The sequence below is a fragment of the Vibrio sp. SCSIO 43155 genome, assembly GCF_023716605.1.
In the GTDB taxonomy this organism is placed as follows: domain Bacteria; phylum Pseudomonadota; class Gammaproteobacteria; order Enterobacterales; family Vibrionaceae; genus Vibrio; species Vibrio harveyi.
In genome coordinates this window covers 1,582,271-1,606,660 of sequence record NZ_CP071853.1, presented here as the reverse complement: position 1 = coordinate 1,606,660, position 24,390 = coordinate 1,582,271, and the positions used below count along the sequence as shown (strand labels likewise).

Annotated in this window: 24 protein-coding genes; 14 read left to right on the top strand and 10 right to left on the bottom strand. The window is 45.3% G+C overall.

Annotated elements, in window-relative coordinates; translation table 11 throughout:
* The first annotated feature begins 13 nt into the window (after window positions 1–13).
* The gene (locus J4N44_RS24015) at window positions 14–796 is read left to right on the top strand and encodes a helix-turn-helix transcriptional regulator (protein WP_017190784.1); all 783 of its coding nucleotides are present in this window, start codon (window positions 14–16) and stop codon (window positions 794–796) included.
* A gap of 20 nt (window positions 797–816) precedes the next feature.
* On the opposite strand, the gene J4N44_RS24010 is transcribed toward J4N44_RS24015, so the two are convergent.
* From J4N44_RS24010 to J4N44_RS24000, 3 genes are all read right to left on the bottom strand, one after another.
* Window positions 817–1,029, bottom strand: a complete 213-nt coding sequence (locus J4N44_RS24010; RefSeq protein WP_005452486.1) for a hypothetical protein — start codon at window positions 1,027–1,029, stop codon at window positions 817–819.
* A 151-nt stretch (window positions 1,030–1,180) separates the two neighbouring features.
* Window positions 1,181–2,236 carry an ACR3 family arsenite efflux transporter gene (gene arsB / locus J4N44_RS24005; protein WP_199451041.1) on the bottom strand — a complete coding sequence of 352 codons (1,056 nt, stop codon included), beginning with the start codon at window positions 2,234–2,236 and terminating at the stop codon, window positions 1,181–1,183.
* Between the two features lie 85 nt (window positions 2,237–2,321).
* The gene (locus J4N44_RS24000; RefSeq protein ID WP_005452482.1) at window positions 2,322–2,663 is read right to left on the bottom strand and encodes an ArsR/SmtB family transcription factor; all 342 of its coding nucleotides are present in this window, start codon (window positions 2,661–2,663) and stop codon (window positions 2,322–2,324) included.
* A gap of 269 nt (window positions 2,664–2,932) precedes the next feature.
* On the opposite strand from J4N44_RS24000, the gene J4N44_RS23995 reads away from it, so the two are divergent.
* Both J4N44_RS23995 and J4N44_RS23990 read left to right on the top strand, forming a co-directional pair.
* Complete coding sequence (locus J4N44_RS23995; RefSeq protein WP_009696403.1) at window positions 2,933–3,517, top strand: NAD(P)H-dependent oxidoreductase; 585 nt, start codon at window positions 2,933–2,935, stop codon at window positions 3,515–3,517.
* Between the two features lie 154 nt (window positions 3,518–3,671).
* Window positions 3,672–4,040 carry a winged helix-turn-helix transcriptional regulator gene (locus tag J4N44_RS23990; RefSeq protein WP_017190783.1) on the top strand — a complete coding sequence of 123 codons (369 nt, stop codon included), beginning with the start codon at window positions 3,672–3,674 and terminating at the stop codon, window positions 4,038–4,040.
* A 105-nt stretch (window positions 4,041–4,145) separates the two neighbouring features.
* On the opposite strand, the gene J4N44_RS23985 is transcribed toward J4N44_RS23990, so the two are convergent.
* Together J4N44_RS23985 and J4N44_RS23980 are read right to left on the bottom strand one after the other, a co-directional pair.
* Window positions 4,146–4,685 (bottom strand): redoxin domain-containing protein, encoded by a 540-nt coding sequence (locus J4N44_RS23985; protein WP_009701413.1) that lies wholly within the window; start codon window positions 4,683–4,685, stop codon window positions 4,146–4,148.
* A 237-nt stretch (window positions 4,686–4,922) separates the two neighbouring features.
* On the bottom strand, window positions 4,923–5,063 hold the full coding sequence (locus tag J4N44_RS23980; RefSeq protein ID WP_009696400.1) for a hypothetical protein: 141 nt from the start codon (window positions 5,061–5,063) through the stop codon (window positions 4,923–4,925).
* Window positions 5,064–5,290: 227 nt separating this feature from the next.
* Between J4N44_RS23980 and J4N44_RS23975 the strand changes: the two genes are divergently transcribed.
* Window positions 5,291–7,063, top strand: a complete 1,773-nt coding sequence (locus tag J4N44_RS23975) for an SgrR family transcriptional regulator (RefSeq protein ID WP_252045308.1) — start codon at window positions 5,291–5,293, stop codon at window positions 7,061–7,063.
* A gap of 246 nt (window positions 7,064–7,309) precedes the next feature.
* Here the strand turns inward: J4N44_RS23975 and manA are convergent, their stop codons facing one another.
* The 3 genes from manA to mngA form a co-directional block, all read right to left on the bottom strand.
* Window positions 7,310–8,503: a mannose-6-phosphate isomerase, class I gene (manA, locus tag J4N44_RS23970; RefSeq protein ID WP_199479141.1), complete on the bottom strand. Its 1,194-nt coding sequence runs from the start codon at window positions 8,501–8,503 to the stop codon at window positions 7,310–7,312.
* 115 nt (window positions 8,504–8,618) lie between these two features.
* Complete coding sequence (gene mngB, locus J4N44_RS23965) at window positions 8,619–11,258, bottom strand: mannosylglycerate hydrolase (protein WP_252045307.1); 2,640 nt, start codon at window positions 11,256–11,258, stop codon at window positions 8,619–8,621.
* Between the two features lie 266 nt (window positions 11,259–11,524).
* On the bottom strand, window positions 11,525–13,450 hold the full coding sequence (gene mngA, locus J4N44_RS23960; RefSeq protein ID WP_252045306.1) for a PTS 2-O-a-mannosyl-D-glycerate transporter subunit IIABC: 1,926 nt from the start codon (window positions 13,448–13,450) through the stop codon (window positions 11,525–11,527).
* A gap of 313 nt (window positions 13,451–13,763) precedes the next feature.
* Between mngA and J4N44_RS23955 the strand changes: the two genes are divergently transcribed.
* The 7 genes from J4N44_RS23955 (at window position 13,764) to J4N44_RS23925 (ending at window position 20,242) form a co-directional block, all read left to right on the top strand.
* Window positions 13,764–14,483, top strand: coding sequence for a GntR family transcriptional regulator (locus J4N44_RS23955; RefSeq protein ID WP_020194774.1), 720 nt, complete (start codon window positions 13,764–13,766; stop codon window positions 14,481–14,483).
* A gap of 475 nt (window positions 14,484–14,958) precedes the next feature.
* Window positions 14,959–15,402, top strand: coding sequence for a PTS sugar transporter subunit IIA (locus tag J4N44_RS23950; RefSeq protein WP_005425097.1), 444 nt, complete (start codon window positions 14,959–14,961; stop codon window positions 15,400–15,402).
* Between the two features lie 13 nt (window positions 15,403–15,415).
* Window positions 15,416–16,828, top strand: a complete 1,413-nt coding sequence (locus J4N44_RS23945; protein WP_005452449.1) for a PTS mannitol transporter subunit IIBC — start codon at window positions 15,416–15,418, stop codon at window positions 16,826–16,828.
* Between the two features lie 47 nt (window positions 16,829–16,875).
* Window positions 16,876–18,147, top strand: a complete 1,272-nt coding sequence (locus J4N44_RS23940; protein WP_047513828.1) for a zinc-binding dehydrogenase — start codon at window positions 16,876–16,878, stop codon at window positions 18,145–18,147.
* Between the two features lie 59 nt (window positions 18,148–18,206).
* Window positions 18,207–18,725, top strand: coding sequence for an MltR family transcriptional regulator (locus J4N44_RS23935; protein ID WP_029788584.1), 519 nt, complete (start codon window positions 18,207–18,209; stop codon window positions 18,723–18,725).
* Between the two features lie 9 nt (window positions 18,726–18,734).
* Window positions 18,735–19,469, top strand: coding sequence for a nucleoside/nucleotide kinase family protein (locus J4N44_RS23930; protein ID WP_050938546.1), 735 nt, complete (start codon window positions 18,735–18,737; stop codon window positions 19,467–19,469).
* Between the two features lie 26 nt (window positions 19,470–19,495).
* Window positions 19,496–20,242 carry a phosphatase gene (locus J4N44_RS23925; protein WP_005452445.1) on the top strand — a complete coding sequence of 249 codons (747 nt, stop codon included), beginning with the start codon at window positions 19,496–19,498 and terminating at the stop codon, window positions 20,240–20,242.
* Between the two features lie 86 nt (window positions 20,243–20,328).
* Here the strand turns inward: J4N44_RS23925 and J4N44_RS23920 are convergent, their stop codons facing one another.
* Both J4N44_RS23920 and J4N44_RS23915 read right to left on the bottom strand, forming a co-directional pair.
* The gene (locus J4N44_RS23920; RefSeq protein WP_050940896.1) at window positions 20,329–21,060 is read right to left on the bottom strand and encodes a hypothetical protein; all 732 of its coding nucleotides are present in this window, start codon (window positions 21,058–21,060) and stop codon (window positions 20,329–20,331) included.
* An 88-nt stretch (window positions 21,061–21,148) separates the two neighbouring features.
* Complete coding sequence (locus J4N44_RS23915; RefSeq protein WP_017818627.1) at window positions 21,149–21,484, bottom strand: helix-turn-helix domain-containing protein; 336 nt, start codon at window positions 21,482–21,484, stop codon at window positions 21,149–21,151.
* Between the two features lie 140 nt (window positions 21,485–21,624).
* Between J4N44_RS23915 and J4N44_RS23910 the strand changes: the two genes are divergently transcribed.
* From J4N44_RS23910 to J4N44_RS23900, 3 genes are all read left to right on the top strand, one after another.
* The gene (locus tag J4N44_RS23910; protein ID WP_005452442.1) at window positions 21,625–21,936 is read left to right on the top strand and encodes a hypothetical protein; all 312 of its coding nucleotides are present in this window, start codon (window positions 21,625–21,627) and stop codon (window positions 21,934–21,936) included.
* A 750-nt stretch (window positions 21,937–22,686) separates the two neighbouring features.
* Entirely contained in the window at window positions 22,687–23,844 is a 1,158-nt protein-coding gene (locus tag J4N44_RS23905; RefSeq protein ID WP_005452440.1) for an amino acid permease, read from the top strand.
* Between the two features lie 243 nt (window positions 23,845–24,087).
* Complete coding sequence (locus J4N44_RS23900; protein ID WP_079325282.1) at window positions 24,088–24,390, top strand: VPA0510 family protein; 303 nt, start codon at window positions 24,088–24,090, stop codon at window positions 24,388–24,390.

Below are 24,390 nucleotides of genomic sequence, written 5' to 3'. Positions count from 1 at the left end.
GCGAGGGGAATCGATGAGCCACCAATATCAAGTCACGTTGTTTCGTGCAGAGCAGTTACAAAAACTGCGTAATGTGAGGATTCATTCCCCTAGTATTGTGCAGATCATCACGGGCAGTAAGCGTTTATTTTGGAAAGAGTCGGCACTGGATCTCTCTCATTCTGAATTACTGTTGTGTGAAGCCTCTGCATCGCTGAGCTTTGAGAACTTGCCACAGAAAGGAAAGTTCCTTTCGCGAATGTTCAGTTTCCACTGTTTGCCAACAGAGACCATGCTTGAACTTAGTATGAGCATTGGTGGAGAAGGCGAACAACCGACACTGTTGGCGGATAAAGCATTGGAAGATACGTTAAACGCCCTGTTTTCATTTGACCAGCAGTCGATGAGTCAAGAAACCCAGACCTTCTGGGTGATGGGGTTGTATCAACAACTCGCGGAACGAGGTGTTTTGCACCACTTGTTTGCCAGCGCCAATACTACGTTCAGTCAAAAATTAAGCCGTTACTTATCACATTCACCTGGTGAAGAGCACTCACTAGAAGGGGTCGCTGAGCGTTTTGCAATGAGCCGAGCAACCATGATCAGAAAGCTCAAGCAAGAGGGAACGCAATACCGAGAAGTTCTCGCGGAAGTACGCTTAAATCATGCTCTGTATTTAATGCAAAACGGTCACTACAACGTTGCCATGTTGGCACAATTGTGTGGTTACCAATCCGAAGGACGCTTTAGCCAACGCTTCAAAGGGAAGTTTGGACTTACTCCAAGCGATTACATCAAAACGGTTGTTGTGAACTAAATCCGACGACAACATTCAGGTCACTTGAACCCTTGTTGCGGTGGGAGCGGGGTTAAATCGGTTGTAGCGAGTTCTGTTAAGAGTTGCTGAAGTAACTGTGCTGCGTGAACGTTCGCCCTGACTTTATCGGTGTCATTCAGCTTGCTGCTGTTTTCTTCATTCAAGTATTTAATCGTTTCTTGGGAAAGCTTGAGAACAGCATGCCACTTCAGTTTTTTATATTCTAAATTCATACCCAAACTCCTTTTGAATCTTCAATTTAGAACATTGTTTAACCCTCAAGTTAGCATATTAGAATTTGTTGAGCGCGTTATGCCTATTAACACAAACAAAAAACGCCTTTCACATTTATGAAAGGCGTTTTTGAGCGATGATTACGAGTTGTTATTTATAGTATTTCTGCTTCATTTTAAGCGCAACGTTCACCAGAGCAATCAATACGGGGACCTCGATAAGCGGACCAATTACACCTGCAAACGCTTGATCTGAGTTCAGACCGAATACTGCAATGGAAACTGCAATAGCAAGTTCGAAGTTGTTACCCGTTGCGGTGAAGGCAATTGATGCGTTCTTGTCGTAATCGATACCCATTTTCTTACCAACGAAGAAACTCACGAAGAACATCAATACGAAGTAGATTGCGAGCGGAATGGCCACTCGGAATACGTCCATTGGCAGTTCTAGAATCATTTCGCCTTTCAAGCTGAACATCAGCACGATCGTCGCCAGAAGGGCAATCAAAGTAATTGGTGAAATGCGCGGAATAAATACCTCGTTGTACCATTGTTCACCTTTTGCTGCGACCAGCCATTTACGGCTTAGGAAGCCTGCTAAAAATGGAATACCAAGGTAAATTAGCACGCTTTCAGCGATGTCCATCATTGAGATATCAACCACGAAACCTTCGTAACCAAAGACAGGTGGCAAGACAGTAATGAATAGCCATGCCATCACACTGTAAGTCACGATTTGGAATGCACTGTTCAACGCAACCAACGCTGCACCGTATTCTTTGTTACCGCCGCCAATGTCGTTCCACACCAATACCATCGCGATACAGCGAGCAAGACCGATAAGAATAATGCCGACCATGTACCCCGGATGATCACCTAGGAAAGTCAATGCAAGGATGAACATCAAAATAGGGCCGACAATCCAGTTCATGACCAAGGACAGCGTTATGGCTTTTTTGTCTTTAGTCACCGTGCCTAGTAGGTTGTAGTTCACTTTTGCGAGTGGTGGGTACATCATCAAAATCAAACCAATCGCTAACGGTACGTTTGTACTGCCAACAGACATTGACTCGTTCCATTCTGCAACTTGAGGGAATGTAGCGCCAATACCTACACCGATTGCCATTGCCACAAAAATCCAAACCGTTAGGTAACGGTCCAAGAAGCTCATTTTGTCGCTGGCACTATTTAAAACTTGAGTAGTCATAGTGTTCTCTTATTCGTTTATCGTCGAAAGGCGATAGTTAAAGGTATAGTTTATCTTTGTGCGCCGTACCAGCACACAAAGACAATTAGTTAAATAGTTTGGAAAAATCTAGATTGAATTGATCAAACGCGTCGCGCTGAATGCGGTAGCAAACCTTAGGAGGATTTGGCTCTGCACTGATAAAGCCAGCCTGCTTAAGAATACGTAAATGCTCTGAAACGGTAGATTGTGCAAGACCAAGCTCAGAGACCAAATCACTGTTTAGGCAACCGCCCATGGTATCAAGCGTATGCAGAATATGAAGGATGCGCAAACGAGCGGGATGTGACAGCGCCTTAGCTTGAGCCGCTAACGCTTGTTCCTTCTCAAGTTGCTGCTGTGTGGTCTCAAAAGCTACGCCGCAAGTTGTGTTGCATTTATCACTCATTGACAAGCCTTAATAGTTAATCGTCGAATTGCGATAAAGTGTACGCCTGCTCTATGTAAGATGCAACAATTCAATGGAAATTTAATCGGGAAATCACGATAAAGAAAAAGTTTAAGAAATATTTCTTTCAAAAACAAAGTCATATGAAAAATCTTAGTAGGTTACTAAAAGTTAACTAATTGCATTGTAGCTCTAGGTTACCATAATAAACCACATGAGGCGCACCACGGTTATCGCGTCATCTTGTGAACTTATTTAAAGGTAATCCCATGAGCAATGTACTGATCATCAATGCACACGAGCCATCTCCATACTCTGAAGGTCGTCTAAACGCTTCTCTTGTCGACAAAGCACAGACGCTTCTACAAGCAAAAGACCATGAGGTTCGTGTTGTGACAATGCAAGATGAAATCAACGTAGAGGAGCAACTCGCGCACTTTGAATGGGCTGATCGAGTGATCATCCAAAGCCCAATAAACTGGATGTCTGTGCCTTGGTCATTCAAAAAATACATGGATGACGTGTTTACTGCTGGCATGGGGGGCGCGCTATGTGCTTTCGATGGACGTAGTGCAGAGGACCCAAAGAAAAACTATGGTACGGGTGGTACTCAAACAAACAGCAAATACATGCTGTCACTGACATTCAATGCACCAAAAGAATCGTTTGATGATGAGAACGAATACTTATTCCAAGGTAAAAGTGTGGACGATTTAATGCTTCATATGCACGCTAACTTCCGCTTCTTTGGTATGGGTGCACTACCGACTTTTGCTTGCTATGACGTAATGAAGAATGGCGACATTGAAAATGATTTTGCTCGTTTCGAAGCGCATATAAACGAAAACTTCTAATTATCCTAGAGTAATTGATGAATTAAGGTGGACTGCTGTATGCGGTCCATTTTTATTTGTTTGCGGCGAGGGAATGTTTTTATTACTCTAAAGCACGAAATGTAACTAACGTACTTTTCGTTACCTAGATTAGGTGCGTATCTTGAGGTGAATCGTGGAAAGTAGAATCAGTGTGGATAACAAAGGTCGCAAGTCTGTGGCGAATGTGTGCTCAGAGCCGTGTGCTATTGAAAAAGGAATGCGCTTAATTGGTGGCAAATGGAAAGGTTCTCTGATTTATCACTTGAAAGATGGTCCAGTTCGTTTCAATGATTTAGCGCGAATGCTTGGCGGTGCCAGTAAGAAGATGATTGACCAACGTTTAAAAGAGTTGGAAGCCGAAGGCATGGTAGTACGCCAAGTTATCAGTGACCGCCCAATAGCAGTCAGTTACGAGCTGACCGAATTTGGGCGTACGGCACTTAAGATCCTTGATGATTTGCGAATTTGGTCTGAAACACACCAAATTGAGTTACGAAAGTAATAGCCGAATAGTGGTTTAGCACTACGAATTCACCGTTTAAGCCAATAAAAATGCCAGCGTATTGCTGGCATTTTTTATGTCTGATTGTTGTCTAGCGAGAGGTGTTTAGTAATCTAACGTACCTCGGATAGGGTAGTTATTATCTGGATTACGGATCCAAGCTAAACCACGTGATAACGCCCCAAGTTCTGGTCGAACAAACGGGTTGTTTGAGATATCGACGACATGCAAGTTGCCATGTTCATTCACCACAAACAACCCGGGTTCTGCGAAATTGTGGTCGGTCTCTTGTTCTGAACGCGGTATGGAAATGTACAAACCCAACGTTTTCATTTGCTCTTCGGTGAGTCCGTAAGCAATAGGGAAGCTGATTTCGAGTTTCTCTAGGTGTCCTTCTAGCTGCTCTTTTGAATCGCCTGAAACTGCAAGAATATCAACGCCCGCTTCCGCGAAAGCTTGTTTGTATCCCTCTAACTCGTTGAGGTATTTGGTACACAGAGGACAGTGCTTACCACGATAAACGAATACAGCTTGCCAAGTCGCATCACCTTGCGGCTGACCTAATGTCACGCTTGAACCATCTAGCAAAGTTGCTTGAAGAGAAGGGAAATTGTCGCCCGCTTTAAGTTTTACTGAAGTTGCCATATTGACTCCTGAATCGGTCATTATCCATGAACCTCCTTTCTCAATAGCAGCTATTGGGTTGGAGATTTAAGCTTCAATGTAGACCCTGTTTCGAAGCATTTCAACTAGTTAACTTTTAGTAACCTAGTCGGAAATGGCAAGAATAAAAGATGGGAAAAGAAAAAGCAGAACTTAAAGATACAACGAAGTGGGGGTGTGGTATCAGGAGCTAAGTTCTGCTTGGTGTTGTTCTTTCCGTTATGACCAATTAAACAATTCGATCATGTAAGTCAGAGCTAAAACTTCAAGTTTGTTTTCTGATTGCGCTACGCGCTTTTGGAAATAAGCTGCCATGGTAGGCAACGTTTCAGTCGATTGAGTTGTGCTTCTACATCGCATGACATTTCCTCCTTGTTGCTGATGAATTCAGTATGCAAAGAAAAGAGGAGCTGAAAAAGAGAGTAGATTTCTGGTGTTTATTCCTAATTAGGTGCGGGAAGTGCGCTAAATCACCAATTTTTATTATCAGGGGAGCAAAAAGAGGAACAAAGTGATAGGAAGTTTTCTTATTTTCTACGGATGAAGTTGAGTAAAATAAACTTATACCCACTTATTGAGGGCGCTCGGTGTCTGATCTCAACTTGTTTCGTTATTACCAACGGCTTACTCCACTTGGCATTGGTGGTGAAGTCAAAACCACATTGCAGGAAGTTGCTGACTTGCTGTTTACTTCTCCTCGCCATGCACGCAGCTTGCTGTCTCAAATGCAGGAGCAAGAATGGTTGAGTTGGCAACCAAAAGCAGGGCGAAATCAACGTTCGACGCTTCTGTTAAATATTGAGCTGAGCGCACTAAAGGAAAGCCTCGCACTGGAGCGGATCAAACGAGGGAAATATGAAAAAGCGCTAGCGATCCTTGATGAAGACGAGGCGGCATTTGGTCGACTACTCAAGAGCACATCGGGTGCATCCGTTCAAGAAGGTCGACTCAATATTCAGCTCACTTATAAACGCATGTTTGAACGTATTGTCCCGCACCAATTGCACCGCAGCAGTGAACGCTTTTTCTTGCGCCAAATTTATTGCTGCTTGGTATCGAGTGACTACTACGGTGTGGTGAAGCCAGAGCTGGCACACCATTGGCGATATGATGAGAAAAGCTATGAGTGGACGTTTTATCTTCGTCCGGGGCTAACATTCCACAATGGTACACCGATAAATGCCGATACAGTCGTTAGTCTTTTTGCCAAACTCAGTTCACTCGAACTGTATGAAAAAGAACTTGCCCATGTGGCAAACATTACTGCGCCAAATCCTCTAAAAGTGGTCTTTACCCTTAGTAAACCAGACTTGGGGTTTGCAGGGCTAATCTCTGGTGTGAAATATGGCATTCAACCCGTTAGCCAAGTCAACGTTGCCAACAACAACTTGGTCGTTGGTAGTGGTCCGTTCTCTGTGATTGAGCACAGTGCTCATCGGTTAAAGCTGCAGGCGTTCGATGGTTATTACGCATGTCGAGTACTGACCGACATGGTCACGATCTGGATCGTCAATGACGAGAGGATGGAAAACCCATCCTTAGCCGCAAATCCCCCTCAAAAGCAGGTGGAAAAAGTCAGAGATGAGCTTTCTGAGAGCATGTGTGGGCATTATATGTCGACCCAAGATGCAGAGTCTGCACCTGCAAGCCAACATAGTCGCACTGAGGATGGATGTTTGTTCGCTCTGTTTAATCAGCATGCTAGGCATCCGCTTTCTCAGAGTCAACGTCGCTATATTGCCGAGTTAATCCAACCGGAGCGACTTACGGAGGTCATGCGCAAAGAAAATATTGTGTTTGGAAGCGTGCCTGCTTACAACTTGCTACCAAACTGGAAGCCTGTATTACGTCCGTTTGGTGAAGAGAGCAAACTACCAAAAAACATCACCATTGCCGGCTATAACTATACGGCATTGCGTCGATGCGCGCGTGCAATCGCGAGTCGTTTAGAGGGAACGGGAAGTAAGGTTGATATCGTCATGTACACCTACCGAGAGTTAAGTGAAAAAGCTCGAAATGGTACCCTTGATGAGACGTTAGTGATCACCAATATCAACTTGGATGACAATCGCCACGCTTCGGCGTTTACTAACTTTTTCAGCAACGTCGTATTACATCACACCTTGGGAGAAGAGAATGCCGAATGGTTGAATGAGCAACTAGAGAATGTACGTGGCTATACGGCGTTAGAGGATTATCTCAAAGCGTTAGAGCCGATCGCCTCAACATTGGTCAGTGAGTATTGGATAGCGCCTATGTTCCATCATACGCAAACTTTACGCTTTCAAGGTGTTCTAGAAGACGTTGCCCTAACCAACTGGGGCTGGCCGGATATTCGCTCGGTGTGGTCGGCAGATTAAAGTAAAAAAATCCCACCAATGTGCTTCGCTCGACACTGGTGGGTATGGTCAAAAGTCTTGGTGATGGAGTGGACCATGAATATTAACGGTAACGGTCTGCTCGTCTTCGAAAAGCGTCATCGAAGTGGAGCGTGACAAGGTGGTTATTGCTGACCACTGACAAAATCAGCGCAAACCTAGGTTAGGAGCGTGCTTACTGGATAACAGAAAGCGGCTATCCAATAAGCTGTCAGTTCATTTCGCCAATCAGTTAAAGGCGCGAGCTAAGGTGCCCTGACCTTGGCAAACGTATTTCACTGAGTTGCTGCAGACGAATACCGATTCACCCGCTTTCAAAGTGATGTGATCGTCTTGGCTAGAAACCGAGATTTCCCCTTCAATACAAAATAAAATCTCTGCGCTACGCACGAATTGAGTCGTTGCAGTGCCTTCAACTGCCATCACTTCAAAACCGAAATCATCCACCGGAATTGGGTAACTAAGCTTGCCTTGTTTATGTACGGGCGCGAGCTTGATTTGTTCTGGGTCAATCGCGTTGAAGATGGTGTTGTCGATAAGCTCAGGAACGTCGATGTACTTCGGTGTTAAGCCAGCGCGCAGCACGTTGTCTGAGTTCGCCATGATCTCCAAACCTGTCCCTTGAACGTAGGCGTGTGGTGTTTCTGCATGGAGGAACATCGCTTCGCCCGGAGCCAGTTCAATCGTGTTCAACATCAATGGCGAAAACAGACCAATATCGTCCGCGTAATGCTGACGGAAGTCTTGAATATAGCCATAGGCTTCTCGTGCCATAGCGGTTTTCGCCGGGCGCTCTAGGATTGCGTAAAGCTCATTCAACGCCTGTTGTTTGCGCTCGCCTTCTAACGACATAATTGCAGAGAAGAACACTTTAAGACCTTCACTGTTTGGTGTCGCTTTCAGTGCGTTGATTTCAGTCTCTAGAGCAGTGATGTTCGCTTGTTCAAACAGAGATAAGATCTGCTCAATTGGGCGGAAGCCGTTCATCGCTTTGTAAAATGTCAGCGCGTAAACCAGCTCCGGTTTATGGTTTGGATCTTTGTAGTTACGGTTTGCAGCATTAAGTGGAATGCCTTGTTCGTTTTCACGAGCAAAGCCCATTTCTGCTTTGTGCTTACTAGGGTGTACTTGGATAGACAGCGGTGTTTCAGCTGCCAGTACTTTGAATAGGAACGGCAGTTCACCAAAACGTGCTGCGGTGTAATCACCCAGCGATTGCGTTTTGTTTTGGTTGATGACTTCTGACAGCAGTTGTTTGGTGTCAGCAAGCTTTGAACAACCGTTTGGATGAGCACCCATCCAGATTTCTGCTTGTGGCTCGTTCGCTGGATTGTCGATGCCGAATAAATCATGAATCGACGTGTGGCTACCCCAAGCGTAGTTTTGAATCACATTGTCCAGTTTGAATAGAGCATGTTGCATGGCGATATTCTCTTGATTGGAACGAAAGAAGAGGAGAGGCTTGCTCCACAATTAGAGCAAGCCTGAGTCGGTTTGGACGGGTTATCTAGTTGATGACCTTATCCTGATAGCCGGATTAGAACTTCACTTGGAAAGACTTAACCTGACACGGTTTCAGCGTGCCGAACGATGCTGCGTCTACCTCATTTGGTAGCACTTTCTCGTCTAGCTGTGTTTCTTTCCATGACGTTACTTCTGAAGCAAACGTCACTGTGTCCTTAATCACTTCGCTCTCTGATGGGTTGTAGACGCGCAGGATGAGTGCATCCTCGTCTTCCGCCTTCTTCAGTACGCTCAGTACCGCGCCTTCAAGCGATTTGTTTAGCAAGCTGTGCGTTAGCGGTAGGTTTTGCTCGCCTACGTTCAGCTTCATCGCGTTGTAAGGGATCTTGTTATAGCACTGGATTGGAGTCACGTTGTCACGCGCCGCCGCCATTACGTTTGCTTCGATGTGGTTGCCCGCGAAACCGAATAGTGCGAACTCACAAACGATCTTGCCGCGTACTTGTGAATCTGGCGTCGGGATCTTGATACCAGATGGACGACCCGGACGAAGCAACAACTCTTCTTTACCCAACACGCCGATACCACGCAGAAGGGTTAGGGCGAATGTGTCACGCTCTTCATTGCCTTGGCTTGAAATTACTTCAAACTCACGCAGACCGTTGCTCATCAGCGCCATACCACCTTGTGCGTTCTCAACCGCAGCAAAGTTCATTAGCTGGTAAACTGGCACTGGTGCTTCTTTCCAGCCGTCTGCTTCCCAGTTCGCCATTTCTGGATCGTTCGTTGGGCGAGTGATCAAACCGAACTGGTTGTCCGCTACTACGGTCTCAGACACAAACGGCGTTGGCACCAATACGCGAACGCGGTGGTCGTCAGCTTGGTTATCCAGCTCCATGCGAACTTCAATACGGCGTGTACCTTGTTTTAGAACCACTTGGCAGTTCACGTCTAGGTAACCGTTTTGACCTGTGCGCTCTTCACGTTGTTGTAGATCCTCAGGCAAGTTCATGCGCAGTTTGATGGTTGCCACAGATTGGAAACCTTCGTGCTTCACATTCACTTCCGCGTCGAATTCGTCTGAGTACAGTAGCCACTCTTTACGCGAAGGTGAGTAGTCGTATTCGTCGCCATCGTCAGAGCCGTCTTCAATGCGCAGCGCTTGTTCGTAAAGGTGCTCTGTCTCTTTGTCGAAGATGTTCAGAGTGCCGTTTGCGTTTACGTTGATGCGGTAGAATTCGTTCTCAAGAAGGAACTCTTTCTGCTCAGCCACTTTTTGTGTGCCTTTCTCATTCGCTTGAATGTGTAGGGTAGTGAAGCCCATTGCTGGCACAGTGTGCTTGATTTGAATATCGTATTCGATGAACGGGTCGTAGTTACCGTAGTGAACGATTTGACGGTCAATCTTACCTGGGTCGATTACGCGTTGATCTTGGATGAAGTACTCAACTGGCGTGCCGTTTTCATCAAACAGGTTGAACTGTTCTGCACGGATAGTGATGGTGGTGTTTACCACTTCTTCACGAGCGTATGGCGATAGGTTGAATAGTGCTAGCTTGTCGCAACCTTCGCGTGCAGGCATGTGGTCAACAATCTTACGTTTGTAGAAGTTGATCAGGTTGGTCGCCATGTCGTCCGCAAGAATGTAACGGTTCAAGATCTCTGCGTGTACTTTGTCTGAACAGCAGCAGCCAATCGAGTCGTGAGCGTGGTTCTTCATGCTCTCTTTCCACATCTTCTCGATTAGACCGTGGTGGTATTCGAAACCTAGTGTCCATGCGATAGACGCTAATGGCTCAAGAATGTTTACGATCTTGTTTTCTACTTCTGCGTGGATCAGTTTGATGTCCATACGCGTTGAAGAAATAGTACGGTGAACACGCATGTATTTACCGTCGTTGAACTCGCCTTTGATGGTATCAAGCTGAGCGCGCTCGGCTTCAATACGCTCGAACACTTCTTCAAAGCGGCTCATTTTGAATTCTTTGTCTGGGTAGATTTCACGTAGCTTATCCATCACCTCGAAGATGTCTTTTTGGATAGGCATTTGGTCGTGACCGTTTGGTAGTAAGATGTCTTTTGTTACCGACGGTTTTTCTAGCACTGGGAAGTATTTATCTAGACGCGCGCGCAGACCTTCTTCGTCTTGCGGTAGGTATTTACCAATCGCGTAGCCCAGTGGCAGTACTTGCGCAGAGACTTCACTGCCATCATTTGATTGCCACAAGAATTCGGTTTTATCTGTGCCGTGACGCTCTGAACAACCACGCCAGAACATCGCGCGATTGATGCCAAAACCGTTGTAGATTGCTGGCAGCTGAGAGCTCATAGAGAATGAATCTGGCAGGTAACCAATCTTCATTGGCTCACCTAGCGCTAGACAGTCGCGCAATCCGTAAAGCATGTTACGTACGATAGATTCGCCAGATACTTGCATCGTATCCGTTTGAGAGTACCAAGGGCCAACAATCAGTTTACCAGCTTGTACTAGCTCACGTACGCGCTCTTTGTTTTCTGGCTTGATTGCGAAGTAATCTTCCAGAACTGCGGTTTGACCGTCTAGAACGTAGTATTTGTAGTCTGGATCGTTTTCCAGACGAGTCATGATTTCTTCCATGTTGTTCACTAGCAGAATGCGAGACTCTTCTGTAGTGAAGTACCATTCACGATCCCAGTGCATGTGAGGAGTAATATGAACGCGAGATGTAGTCATAACTTTTACCGTCTTAGGCAATAATTGCCGTTAATTTGTTTTAAATTTGATTGTTTTCTATTCGTTTTTGCGGCGTTTATGTTTGCCGACGAATATTTAGGGCGCAGAAATCCCACGCCCAAAGGGCGAGTTGCCTTGGCATGTATACTTTGTTGCCGATTTTTGATTTAGACCCACTAGACCTTCAAATCACCGCCGCGTCTACAAACCAAGTCATTCTCGCTGAACCAAGCAGCTTGAAGTTACTTGGGTATAAATAATTCGAATTAATGTTGAGCGGCAGCCTCAGTGACAAATTTGCCCTTTTTTACTGCGTGTGCTCGCCACATGATGAGAGTGATGGTCGAGATAGTTGCACCAATCAGCGCAGCGCCAAACCAGATTGCCGCAGCAGTGAATGCGCCCAGACCTGCATCGTGTAGTAGGAAGATTGAGAAGATACCAGCCCCCGGAGTCGATAGACCTACGCCAGCAGCACCCACCATTGCGCCTGTTACGACAGAGCCAAGTAGGAATGAGCCAATAACGCGGATTGGGTCTTCGATAGCCATCGGAATCGCACCTTCAGTGATGCCCGCTAGACCAAGCAACCACGTTGATTTACCTGTCTCGATTTCGAAATCTTTGAACAGGCGAGGTGCAAGCATGGTTGAAGCCGTTACCGTGAACGCAGAGACCATTTTCACCGAACCGAAGATAGCGTATGGGCCGTAAACGCCGTTCGCCATTGCACCCAGACAGAATGCGTAAGCGGCTTTGTTGACTGGACCACCAAGGTCAAACGATACGAATAAACCAATTACTGCGCCTAGAAGTAGGGCGTTGGTGCCAGACATGCCGTTTAGCCAGTCTGTCAAACCTTGGTTTAGCCAAGCAACAGGTTTACCGATAACGAACAGCATCAACGAACCAGCAACCAAAGTACCGATAACCGGGTATAGGTAGAAGGTTAGGAAGCCGTTGAACGCAGGGTTTAGACGTACGTTTTCTTTTACCCAACGCATGACGTAACCGGCAATCAAGCCACCGACAACACCACCAAGGAAGCCAGAGCCGATAAGGTTCGCAGCGATACCTGCGGCAAAACCTGGACCAAGTGCTGGTTTATCTGCCAATGAGTAAGCGGTGTATGCCGCCAGTACAGGAACCATCAATGTACCCAGTAGACCACCACCTAGCTTGCGGTACATCCACAGCCAAGAGCCTTCTTCTGCATACAAATCTTGTAGGTTGAACATTTGTGCCAATAGCACGGCAACAGCAAGTACGGTACCGCCTGCAACGATAAGAGGAACTGCGTAAGAGATACCTGATAGCAGTGCTTGTTTTAGTTCAGTTTTAAGTGGTAGCTTCTTCGGTTTGTCGTTGGTTGCAACTGCAGCACCAGCGCTTCGACCTGCTTCAACCGCTTCGTTAAGAATGCGCTCAGAGTGTTTGATTGGCTCAGCAACTGGTACTTCTACACGAGGAATACCGTCAAAACGCTCTAACTCTTTGATTGCCACTTCTGCCGCGAAAACGACTGCTGTTGCACTGTTGAGCTGTTCAGCAGTCAGACGATCTTCAATACCGTTTGCGCCTTGCTTTTCAACATGCACGTTGTAACCCAGCTTCTTACCTGTCTTCTCTAGGTATTCTGCTGCCATGTAAGTGTGCGCAATACCCGCAGGGCAAGCCGTCACACAAACGATGGTTGGTGCATTTGTATCTAATTGGTCTTGTTTTTCTTCTTGCTCTGCTTGACCATCAAGCAAAGCGAAAATTTGTTCTACATTTGTAGCATTGAGCACTGCTTCACGAACATCGTCATCCACTAACGTTGTGGTCAGTTCGGTCAACAGGTGCATGTGTGTTGAACCTGCTTCCGCATTTGGAATTGCGATTAGGAAGATCAGGTTTACGTCTTCGTCTTCATCCAGACCTTGCCACTTTAAGTCTTGTTTTAGTGTGGCTACGGCAAACGCCGCCTCTTTTACTGCATCTGTCTTACCGTGCGGTACTGCTAAGCCTTCGCCTAGTGCCGTCGGGCCTTGCTCTTCACGAGCAAACACTGCTTGTAGGTATTCTTCCTTGTTATGCAGTTTGCCTTGCTGGTCTAGCTGGTCGGCAAGTGCACGAATCGCTGCGTCACGACTTTCGAACGTCGTTTGTAGGTTTATCAGCGATGGGTTTGTAAGAGAGGTTAATTTCATAACTTTTGTCCCATTGTCACATTCGACATTGTTGTGCATTCAACAATGATGTGAATAATACCTTTTAAATACAAATGATCCGTGATCAGGATCGCAGTTGAATTAAAATATGTATTATTGTTGTATTGTTTTGGCTTGTTTTTGTATGCCGATATGCGAACAAGTGCTTGTCATGTTGACCTGAATTCGTATTATAGAGCCCATAAACCAAGTCTTTTTTGCAATGATAGTTCACTCCAGTGTGCTCGGTTCTTGAGTTGTCTCAAACAAGTTCACTTGAATGGTCATTTGTATTGTTTTTATAGAGGTAAACATGGCAAGACTGCCAATGTATCGCCAGATTGCGGACGCGATTCGCGAGAAGATCAGCGATGGCGAATACAAAGTAGGAACCGCTCTTCCTACCGAAGCTCAGTTACGCGAAGAATTTTCTTGTAGCCGAGTCACGGTTCGCCAAGCGTTAAAATTGCTGATTGAAAATGGTGAACTGGAGAGTGTGCAGGGTAGTGGTACCTATGTGAAAGAGAACAAGGTTAACTACGACATTTACCAGCAGACCAGTTTTGCAGAGAAGTGGGCGCACCTAAATGCAGTGACGCACAGCGATGTGGTCGCGTTCGAGATTACTAAAGCATCGCTCACGATGGCTGATGCGCTGAACATTAATGAAGATGACAAAGTCTTTTACGTGAAACGCGTTCGTTACCTTGACGACAACCCAATCACAGTAGAAGAAACTTGGCTGCCGACAGACATGTTCCCTGATCTCACCTACCAAGTGATGCAAGGTTCTAAGTACCACTTTATTGAGAAAGAGAAGGGCATGGTGATTGATCGCAGTGAGCAAGAAATCATCCCGGTATTGCCACCGCAAGACATTGCAGAGTTGCTAGATATTGACCCGGCTGAGCCGATCATCGAAAAGCGCACGCGCGGTTTCTTGCAGGGGGATGTGGTTTTTGAATACAGCCGCAACTACTTCAAATCGACTGACTACAAGTTTACGCTGGTGGCAAAACGTCATAAGTCGTAAGCGCGATATTACGCATTTCTTCTCAAACCCGCCACTCGGCGGGTTTTTTGTGTCTTTTCTCTTCCGACCTTCAGCTCGCTCTATGTTGAAACTAAGCAACGTTTCGATTTCTTTTAGCAAACAAGTGTGATGATTATCCCTGTTTGAAACTCACTAGCGCCGAATTAGTGGAAAATGAAGTTTGAATTTAATCACGATAAATAGTGAGTCAAGAGTCGTAATGTGATCAAGTTATATTATTGGTAAATTTTAGAAATGTTTGGATTGGTGCGTGGGTTCAAACTATGCCTATTGACATGTTGCTTAAAGAAAATTTGTTGCTAATTTTCTTTGTCTATTTTTGAACTACGTTGATTAAAACAAATTGACAGCTATTTAATTGTGATTTGTTGCACAAAAGGAGCGTGGTTGCGTGGTTTAGCTACTCTTATTGATAATTAACCCATCGAAACCGAACTGTTGATAGGGTTTAAAAATGCTGTATGAATTAATCGACCACGAACTAGTAGATGTTATTAATGACCGCGCTTACCAATGGCAAGACGCAGTTAAAAAGACAACGCAATACCTAGAAGACAAAGGTTACGTTTCTCAGCAATACGCGGATGCCATCATCCAATCGACCGAAGAAAATGGTCCTTACTATGTGTTGTGCCCAGGACTGGCAATGCCACATGCTCGTCCAGAAACCGGTGTGCTAAAAACGGGCTTGGGCATTCATATCTTCCCTTCACCAGTTGATTTTGGTTCGGACCTTGGTCCTGCCAACATTCTTATTACCCTAGCTGCAAAAGACTCTGATACCCACATTGAGGTGATTCAAGCGTTAAGCGAGATGTTTGTGGACGAAGAGAACATTGCAAAGCTGGCACAAGCCTCATCTAAGGAGCAAGTGCTAGACATAATAAAAGCATACTAAAAAGGAATATAACGTGAAACCAAACATGCGAGCCAATGTGCAAGCCTTCGGGGGTCATTTGACCGCCATGGTGCTGCCAAATATCGGAGCCTTTATCGCTTGGGGCTTTATTACTGCACTCTTTATTCCAACGGGTTGGATGCCAAACGAAGCATTTGGTGAACTTGTTGGTCCAATGATCACTTACTTATTGCCGCTGTTAATTGGATATACGGGCGGTCAGATTGTTGGTGACAAACGCGGAGCGGTTGCTGGTGCCATCGGTACCATGGGCGTTATTGTTGGTGCTGACATTCCAATGTTTGTCGGCGCAATGATTATGGGTCCGCTCAGTGCTTGGGTTGTGGTGCAAATGGATAAACGAATCCAACACCGCATCCCTTCGGGCTTTGAGATGGTGGTGAACAACTTCTCATTAGGTATTGTGGGCATGATCCTGTGTCTGTTCGCCTACGAGATTGTTGGCCCTGCAGTAACAGCGGCTAACTTATTCGTAAAATCGGGCATTGAAGCTTTGGTGGCAACGGGATTCCTTCCTTTGCTTGCGATCATCAATGAACCAGCGAAAGTGCTATTCCTTAACAATGCCATCGACCAAGGTATTTACTACCCACTAGGTCTGCAGGCGGCAGCTGAAACAGGTAAATCTATCTTCTTTATGGTGGCATCTAACCCAGGTCCGGGTCTTGGTATGCTGTTGGCTTACGCGAAGTTTGGTCAAGGTCTGTCTAAACGTTCTGCGCCAAGTGCCATCATCATTCACTTCTTTGGTGGTATTCACGAGCTGTACTTCCCGTACGTGCTAATGAAGCCAATTATGATTGTGGCAATGATTGCAGGTGCGGCGACTGGTATCGCAACCTTCAACCTACTGGATGCAGGTTTGGTAGCAGGTCCAAGTCCAGGCTCAATCTTCTCTTACCTAGCTCTTACTCCAAAAGGCAGTTTCCTAGCGACCATCGCAGGTGTCACAACAGCAACAATAGTTTCCTTTCTTGTCGCAAGTGCGATTCTGAAGATGAGCAAAGCAGAAAACAAAGAAGACGAGTTTGAACAGTCTGTCTCTGAGATGAAAGACATGAAAGCGGAAGGTGCAATTAAACCTGCAACGCAACAAGTAAACAAACCAATTTCATTTGTCGCATTTGCTTGTGACGCTGGTATGGGCTCAAGCGCGATGGGGGCTTCAACCTTCAAGCGCAAGTTAGTACAAGCCGGGATTGATATTGAAGTGAAGAACTTTGCCATCGAAAAAGTGCCTAGTGAGGCCGACATTGTCGTGACACACGAAAGTTTAGAAAGCCGCGCAGTAAACGCAACAGGCTTGCCTGTCGTGACAATTAAGAACTTCCTTAATGACCCAGCGCTTGACGAGCTGATGGATAAGATTAAGCAACAAACGGTCGCGACTGAGCAACCAGCCTAACAATGCAGTATGGGGTGGAACATTCCGCCCCATGTAGGAGAGAAATCATGGTACAAACAACGGCAGCAGTTATCTGTGGCGAGAAAGACGTTCAACTAAGAACTTTTGATTTGCCAAACATTTCAGCCGATGAACTTCTGGTTAAAAACATTTCAAACAGCATCTGCCTTTCCACTTACAAAGCGGCATTGCTAGGCAGCAAACACAAACGCGTACCTGAGAACATTGATGAAGTACCGGTGATGACGGGCCATGAGTACGCCGGTGTGATTGTTGAAGTCGGTGAGAACCTAAAAGACCGATACAGAGCAGGCGATTACTTTGTTCTGCAACCTGCAATGGGTTTGCCTACTGGTTACTCGGCAGGCTACAGCTATGAGACTTTTGGCGGCAACGCAACGTATTCTATCATTCCTAAAATCGCTATCGACTTAGGTTGCGTTTTGCCTTACCACGGTGACTACTTTGCAGATGCGTCTTTGGCTGAGCCAATGTCATGCATCATCGGCGCTTACCATGCTAGTTACCACACTAAACAATACGTGTACGAGCACGATATGGGTATCAAAGAGGGTGGTGCGTTAGCGCTGTTAGCTTGTGCTGGTCCAATGGGGATTGGCGCGATTGATTACGCGATTAACGGACCAGTGAAGCCAAAATTGATCGTGGTGACGGACATCGACGCCGCACGTTTAGACCGAGCAGAGTGCTTAATTCCGGTTGAGAAAGCAAAAGAGCAAGGCGTTGAGCTGCATTACGTGAATACAGCCCAAGTTGATGATCCTGTCACTTATTTGAAAGCGCTTAACGACGGCAAAGGCTACGATGACGTGATGGTATACGCAGCAGTATCGCAAGTATTAGAGCAAGCCGACGAGCTGTTGGGTAACGACGGCTGCTTGAACTTCTTCGCAGGACCTACCGATAAGAAATTTAAAGTACCGTTTAACTTCTACAATGTGCATTACGAGTCAACGCATATTGTGGGCACGTCTGGTGGCTCAACTGGCGACATGGTGGAGTCTATCGACTTGTCTTCACAAGGTAAGATCAATCCATCGTTCATGATCACACACGTTGGTGGTCTGCAAGCTGCGCCACATACGATTTTGAATCAGTTGGATATTCCGGGTGGTAAAAAGTTGATTTACCCGCATATTGACCTGCCGTTGACCGCGATTGATGACTTTTTATCGTTGGCAGACCAAGACCCGTTCTTCGTCGAATTAGACGCAATTTTGAACGCAAACAACTATGTGTGGAATGCTCATGCAGAAAAAGCGTTACTTGAGTTTTATGACGTGAGCTTAACGGTTTAGTTGCAACGAATTTGTGTGGTAGCCTCTGTGCTGCCACATAATGGAGAGGTCATAAGACGTTGTCACGTGAAGATGAATTACTGGAGAAGCTGGACGAGTGCGAAAATGCCACTGCGTTTCTTCAGGTTTCTAACAAAATAATTAACCTCAAGTTAAAAGCACTGCTTCCGAAAGTGTTCGTTCAAGACGACCTCGTGAAGGAGTATGCTGTGGATCCTTTATTGAAAGAAGATGGTCCGTTAGCAACAACCGATGTGGTGTCTAAGTTGATGTTTGCAATGGGCAAGATCTCACTGGAAACTTACGCTGACATTGGGTTGTACGATCAGGTGTTGGAGTTCGCGGTCACTCAGTCGGAAAAGGTCGAGTTTGCCGATGACGTGATTTACGACTTCATCAAAAACCAATCAGTACTCTCTTCCCAGCAAGACAGCTTTTATCTTGAGTCGATCAATCAGCTTAAGTTCTCTTCGTTTGAGTCCTTTTCACAAATGAGATACGAAGCCCTCATTAAAACAGTATTAAAGCTGTCGTGTGAAATGTTGATAGAAAGAATCGAAGGGGAGATAAATCAATAAGGGTTCACCATGAAAGTGAATTTAAACGTCAGTGGTTTTGAGACCGAAGCTAACTTTCCTGAAGCCGACGTAAAGCGAATCCATCAACCTCTTATCGAAAAGTTTACCCGCCTTTATCACGAGAAGCAGGAGCGTATTGTTGTGTTCTTGTGCGCCCCTCCGGGTAGTGGAAAGTCTACGCTAGCAGCCTTTTGGGAATATTTATCAGAACAAGATGAAAACCAAGAGCCACTTCAGGTTCTGCCTTTTGATGGTTTTCACTACCCGAATGAAATCCTCGACAGCAACACCATTGAGCGTAATGGTGAACGTGTTCCACTGCGCAGCATTAAAGGCTCTTACGAGACGTTCAATCTCACGGAGCTTATCGACAAACTGAAACAACTGAAAGTGAAAGACAGTAAGTGGCCTTACTACGACCGCAACTTACATGACCCAGTTGATGATGCCATTCAAGTTAATCGCAATATTGTCGTTGTTGAAGGTAACTGGCTGCTGCTTGATGAACCAGTATGGAAAGAACTGCATCGTTTGGCAGATTTTACGGTGTTTATTGATACCCAAGCGGAGTTTCTACAAGATCGTTTGGTCAATCGTAAAATCCGCGGCGGTACAGACCCAGAAGCGGCATTGGAGTTCTATTTACGTTCTGATGCGGTCAACGTTGATAAAGTTCTGAATCATTCGGTTCCTGCTGACTTATCTTTGTTCCTTAATCAAAACGGCTCGTTCGAAATTCGATAGTTCGTCCACAATCTCAGGAGGTTACCATGGATATCGTGATTGATAGCCACACCCATACTATTGCCAGTGGACACGCTTATAGCACAATTTTAGAGAATGCGTTGGCTGCTAAGAATAAGGGGCTAAAACTTCTTTGTACCACCGATCATGCTCCCGAGATGCCAGGCGCCCCTCACTACTGGCATTTCAATAATCAAAGAATTTTGCCCCGCTTTTTACATGAGGTTGGTATTCTTCGTGGCGTCGAAGCCAACACGCTGAATGTGAAGGGGGAGATCGATTTACCGCCTTCTTCTGATCAACATCTTGATTGGGTGATAGCGAGCTTTCATGAACCCGTGTTTAAGCCTGCATCGGAAGTTGAGCATACCGCCGCTCTGATTAATGCAATCAAAAGTGGCAGAGTGGATGTTCTCGGTCACTTAGGTAACCCGAATTACCCATTCGATATGGAGCAGGTTCTGCGTTGTGCAAAAGAGCACAATGTCGCGGTAGAAGTAAACAATACGTCTTTGACAGGTAAAAGCCGTAAGGGCAGTGATAGTCGCTGTGACCGTATTGTGGAGCTAGGTAAAGAAATTGGCGTTTACTTCACCACGGGATCGGATGCTCACTTCAGTGAAGAGATTTCCAAGTTAGAGTTGGCCATTGCTTTGCTGGAAAAACATGGTGTTGAAGAAGAGAAAATACTCACTACATCCACGAGCCGGTTCTTGAACTTCTTACTGCTGAGGGGCAAGGCGAAAATTCCAGAGTTCGAAGCGCTGTATTGAGAAGCGATTGATCCAAATGGTTATCGGCTAAGAGACATAAACCCGCAGCGTGCGGGTTTTGTTTGTTTAGGATGAAACAAAAAGCACTACAACGGAGGCTCTACCACAACAAATTTGCGCTCGGCTCTGAGTGGTGCAAACCAAGTATTTTTATATTTGAAATAACTTTGCCCGTTAACGACGACAGTTTCTTTAGTGTGAGGCAGCGAGTCTACGATTTCACCAAGTTTATAGGGGCTTGGCTCAGGCTTTGGCGCTGGTGGTATTGGACTCACTCTTGCTGTGTTTGAGCTTAATGATGGCGAAACGATCTGCCTTGAAGGCGGAGCATCATTGGTCGTCGATGACGTTATCACACGGTCATCGCGCAATATGGTGTAGTTACCACTTGGTGGATAACGAACGTACACATAGCGGACACCATCACGACGGTAATAGGAATCTTGAACAATGGCATAAGTAATACCAGCGAAGACAGCAAAGGTCGCAATGTCTACTAAATCACTGTGATAATAATAGTAACGTCCACGATAAGGTGGATACCAATACCCCGGTCTTACATAGATAAACGACGAATGATAACGAGGTGGTCTCACGACATAATGAGGCCGATGGTAGTAGGGTGGTCGGTAGTAAGGCGGACGGTAATGGTGCGGTGGCTTAATGGAACGGTAAGGGCGGTTTACTGGGCGTAAATCGTGTTTGTTACCCGGTTGAGTTATCGGTTTTACTGCTGGTTTCACCTGTGATTGTGCAGAAAGGTTTGTTGACCCAATCAAGCAGAGAATGGTGGTGGCGATTACCCAGATGCTTCTCATAGTACATTCCCCCATAATTTGGAGTATCGAAGCGTTAATCTTTAAGTTTAGCTCACCATAACTGTGTTTGATTCATGCGTCTAGAGCACTACTTTTGGGATGTCTTAGTTTTTTGCTCTAGCACTAAGAAGATAAGCTTGGTCAGCATAGACTGTGCTTCTGGGGGAAGTAATCTTGCCGCAGACGCAACGTCTTCTGCAGAAATGTTATCAACACCTCTTGCATCCAATGCGATGTCTAAATCGGTCAGGTTTAATGCACGCAAAATTGAACGGTATTGTGAGAGTTTTAAATCAGATTCGCCTCGCTCTATTCGCTGATACGTCTTTTCACTCATTCCGGCAATTTTTGCCATTTGTTCGCGTGACACGCCTTTCATTTTGCGTCGCCTAATCAGAACTTCAATCAACGGGTCTACTTGCATCGCTCCTCCTTAGTGGACAGTTTTGTCCTGAAGCACGCAATAACCGGACCAGTTTAACCACCCCATATTTACCCGAATGGATATAGTGATAAGAATGACGTTCCACAAAAAAATAACGTGAATTCAGTCAGTTTCAGAAAATGGAAAAATATCAGTTTTATAAATCAATTTCTGGCGAAGTCAATATTCGCAAAATGCAACGCATTTTAGATCAACTGCTTGATGAAATTCGCAATCGTAGCCGGGATACAAGATTAGATGTTACTTGGCTAACGCGAGAATCCCAAAAGCGATTGATGAACTATAAAGAGCTGTTTTTACATCGCAGTGATATTGAGCAACAGGAGTTAGTTCAATCATATGAACACTTGAGTTTGATGGAACGTTCGGTTGCTGATTTGGGGATTGCTGTGCTGACATACATTATTGATGCGCTAGACAAGGAGATGTAATACGTTGAAGGTTTGGTTCGTTTAACAAAATACGAATGAGCGAAACTCCACAAAGGCAATTGTGTGAAATAAAAGCACTTGGAATAACTAACGAAAGGATACAAATGCTGGGGAACCAAACCCAGCATTCGGAACACTCATTTACCTATATTTTCGAACCGTAAATCAGTGTTTAGAGGTATGTGAACCGAAACATGTCGGTACGGAGCGAATAATAACGATATTGCTGAATCTAGGCTATGTTCCGGGTTTCTAACACCTCCCAACAAAGTGTACATTTTCATGTACACCTCAAAAATTGAGTGCCATCGCTCACTTTCTATTCTTTATGACGACAAAAGGCTAAATAAACGGCGGTTTTACAACATATCTGTTGCATCAAATGATAGTTGTTAAAATATATGGCTATAAGATGGAGCTTTTGCTTTTCAATCGTCCTATTTATGCCTTACAATCCTTTCGAACCAAATCCATTCAGCAGAGAATGGGATTGACGAAAAAGGATGCGCTGATTTTGCTTCGAACCCAAAGTGAGACGTTCCGTTAATCGAACTCTGCCCGGAAATGATTCCCTACACCCTTTATATGCTCAGACAGGATAGATCCGTCTTGAGTCTAAGCTTTTTGCATCCTGAATTCCGGCTTCGCGCTGAGTTCTGGGGCTGTAAGGTAGGGCGTTTCCGTAGATCGTACTTCGAACCAAAGTACGATAAGTCACAATAAAACGGATTAAATTTAGAGGTATTAACCGTGAACCTAAAACTTGTCGGCAGCTCCCTGATCGTAGCAGGTACTGCTCTTGGCGCTGGTATGCTTGCCATACCAATGGTGCTTGCTCAATTTGGCCTTCTTTGGGGCACTCTCCTTATGCTGTTCATTTGGGCAGGTACAACTTACGCTGCACTTCTTCTATTAGAAGCAAGCTGCAAAGTAGGTGGTGGTGTCAGCATGAATGCAATCGCTCGCGAAACCCTTGGTAAAGGTGGTCAGCTTGTTACTAATGGTCTTTTGTATGCACTACTTGTTTGTCTGCTAATGGCTTACATTATTGGTGCGGGTGACTTGGTACAAAAAGTCACCACGTCAATGGGACTACCACTTTCTACGATTTCTAGCCAAGTTGGCTTTACTGTGCTGGTTGGTCTTATCGTATCTGCGGGTACTGGTGTGGTGGATAAGCTAAACCGTGGCTTGTTCATCGGTATGATTGTCGCGCTCATTCTAACGCTATTCTCTCTTGCGCCAAATGTGTCGTTTGAAGGTCTAAGTGAAGTGGTAAACGCAGACAAAATGGCATTGATTAAACAGAGCTCAGTTCTATTCACCAGCTTCGGCTTTATGGTGGTGATTCCTTCTTTGGTGACCTACAACAAAGAAGCAAGTAAGAATCAACTGCGCAACATGATCATTGTTGGCTCTACGATTCCTCTTGTGTGCTACCTACTTTGGTTGTTTGCAGTCGTGGGTAACCTACCTCCACACGAGCTTATTCAATTCTCTAACGTATCTGAGTTGATCTCTGTGCTTGGTCAACAATACTCGGGTCTAGAATTCATTCTATCGATGTTCACTGGTCTGGCGCTTCTAACGTCTTTCTTGGGTGTGGCAATGGCGTTGTATGACCAAAATGCGGACCTTCTTAAAGCTAGCAAGCCTGTGGTATTTGTGACAACGTTCATCCTACCGCTGCTTGGTGCCGTGTTTGCTCCAGAACACTTTCTCGCAATCCTAAGCTACGCAGGTATTATCCTCGTGTTCTTAGCAGTTTTTGTCCCACTATCAATGACGATGAAAGTACGTCGTGTGCCTGTGGATGATGACAATGTGTACGAAGCAGGTGGCGGTGCGATGGGCATGAGCGTGATCTTCCTATTTGGTTGTTTCCTGTTGTTTGCACAAGCGGTGTAGTATCCACTGATTGATTGACGCTTAAGCGACTCAAATTTTAAAAAGCCGTTTGCCTCGTGGGGTAAACGGCTTTTTTATGCCTTTTGGCGAGTGATACATCTGTAGCTCTTATCGGATTGGCCTTGGCTTGATAAATCGTGATGATATTTGACCATGGGATGAAATTGTCTCGCTAGCGCCTGACAAGAGCGATTGCCTCTCTTTTTATCATAACGCCCAAGTTATTAAGAAAAGGGGAATTGAGTGTCGAAGCGACTTTCTCTTACCATGATTGGAATGATGCTTTCGTTAGGAGTGTTCAGCGCTGATGTTTCCGCGCATCCAAAGCATCATCATAATAAACACGGTCATCATCACCATAAACATAAACACAAGCATAAAAAGGTCGTCGTGGTGAAACACAAACGACCAAAACATTATTATTATCACTACAAGCGTATTCCACCGCGCAGTACGTATATCCAGATCGGGAACTTTACCTACCTGAAGGTGGATGAGCATTATTACAAGCGTTCAAAAGATCGTTATGTTCATGTGGTGTTGTAA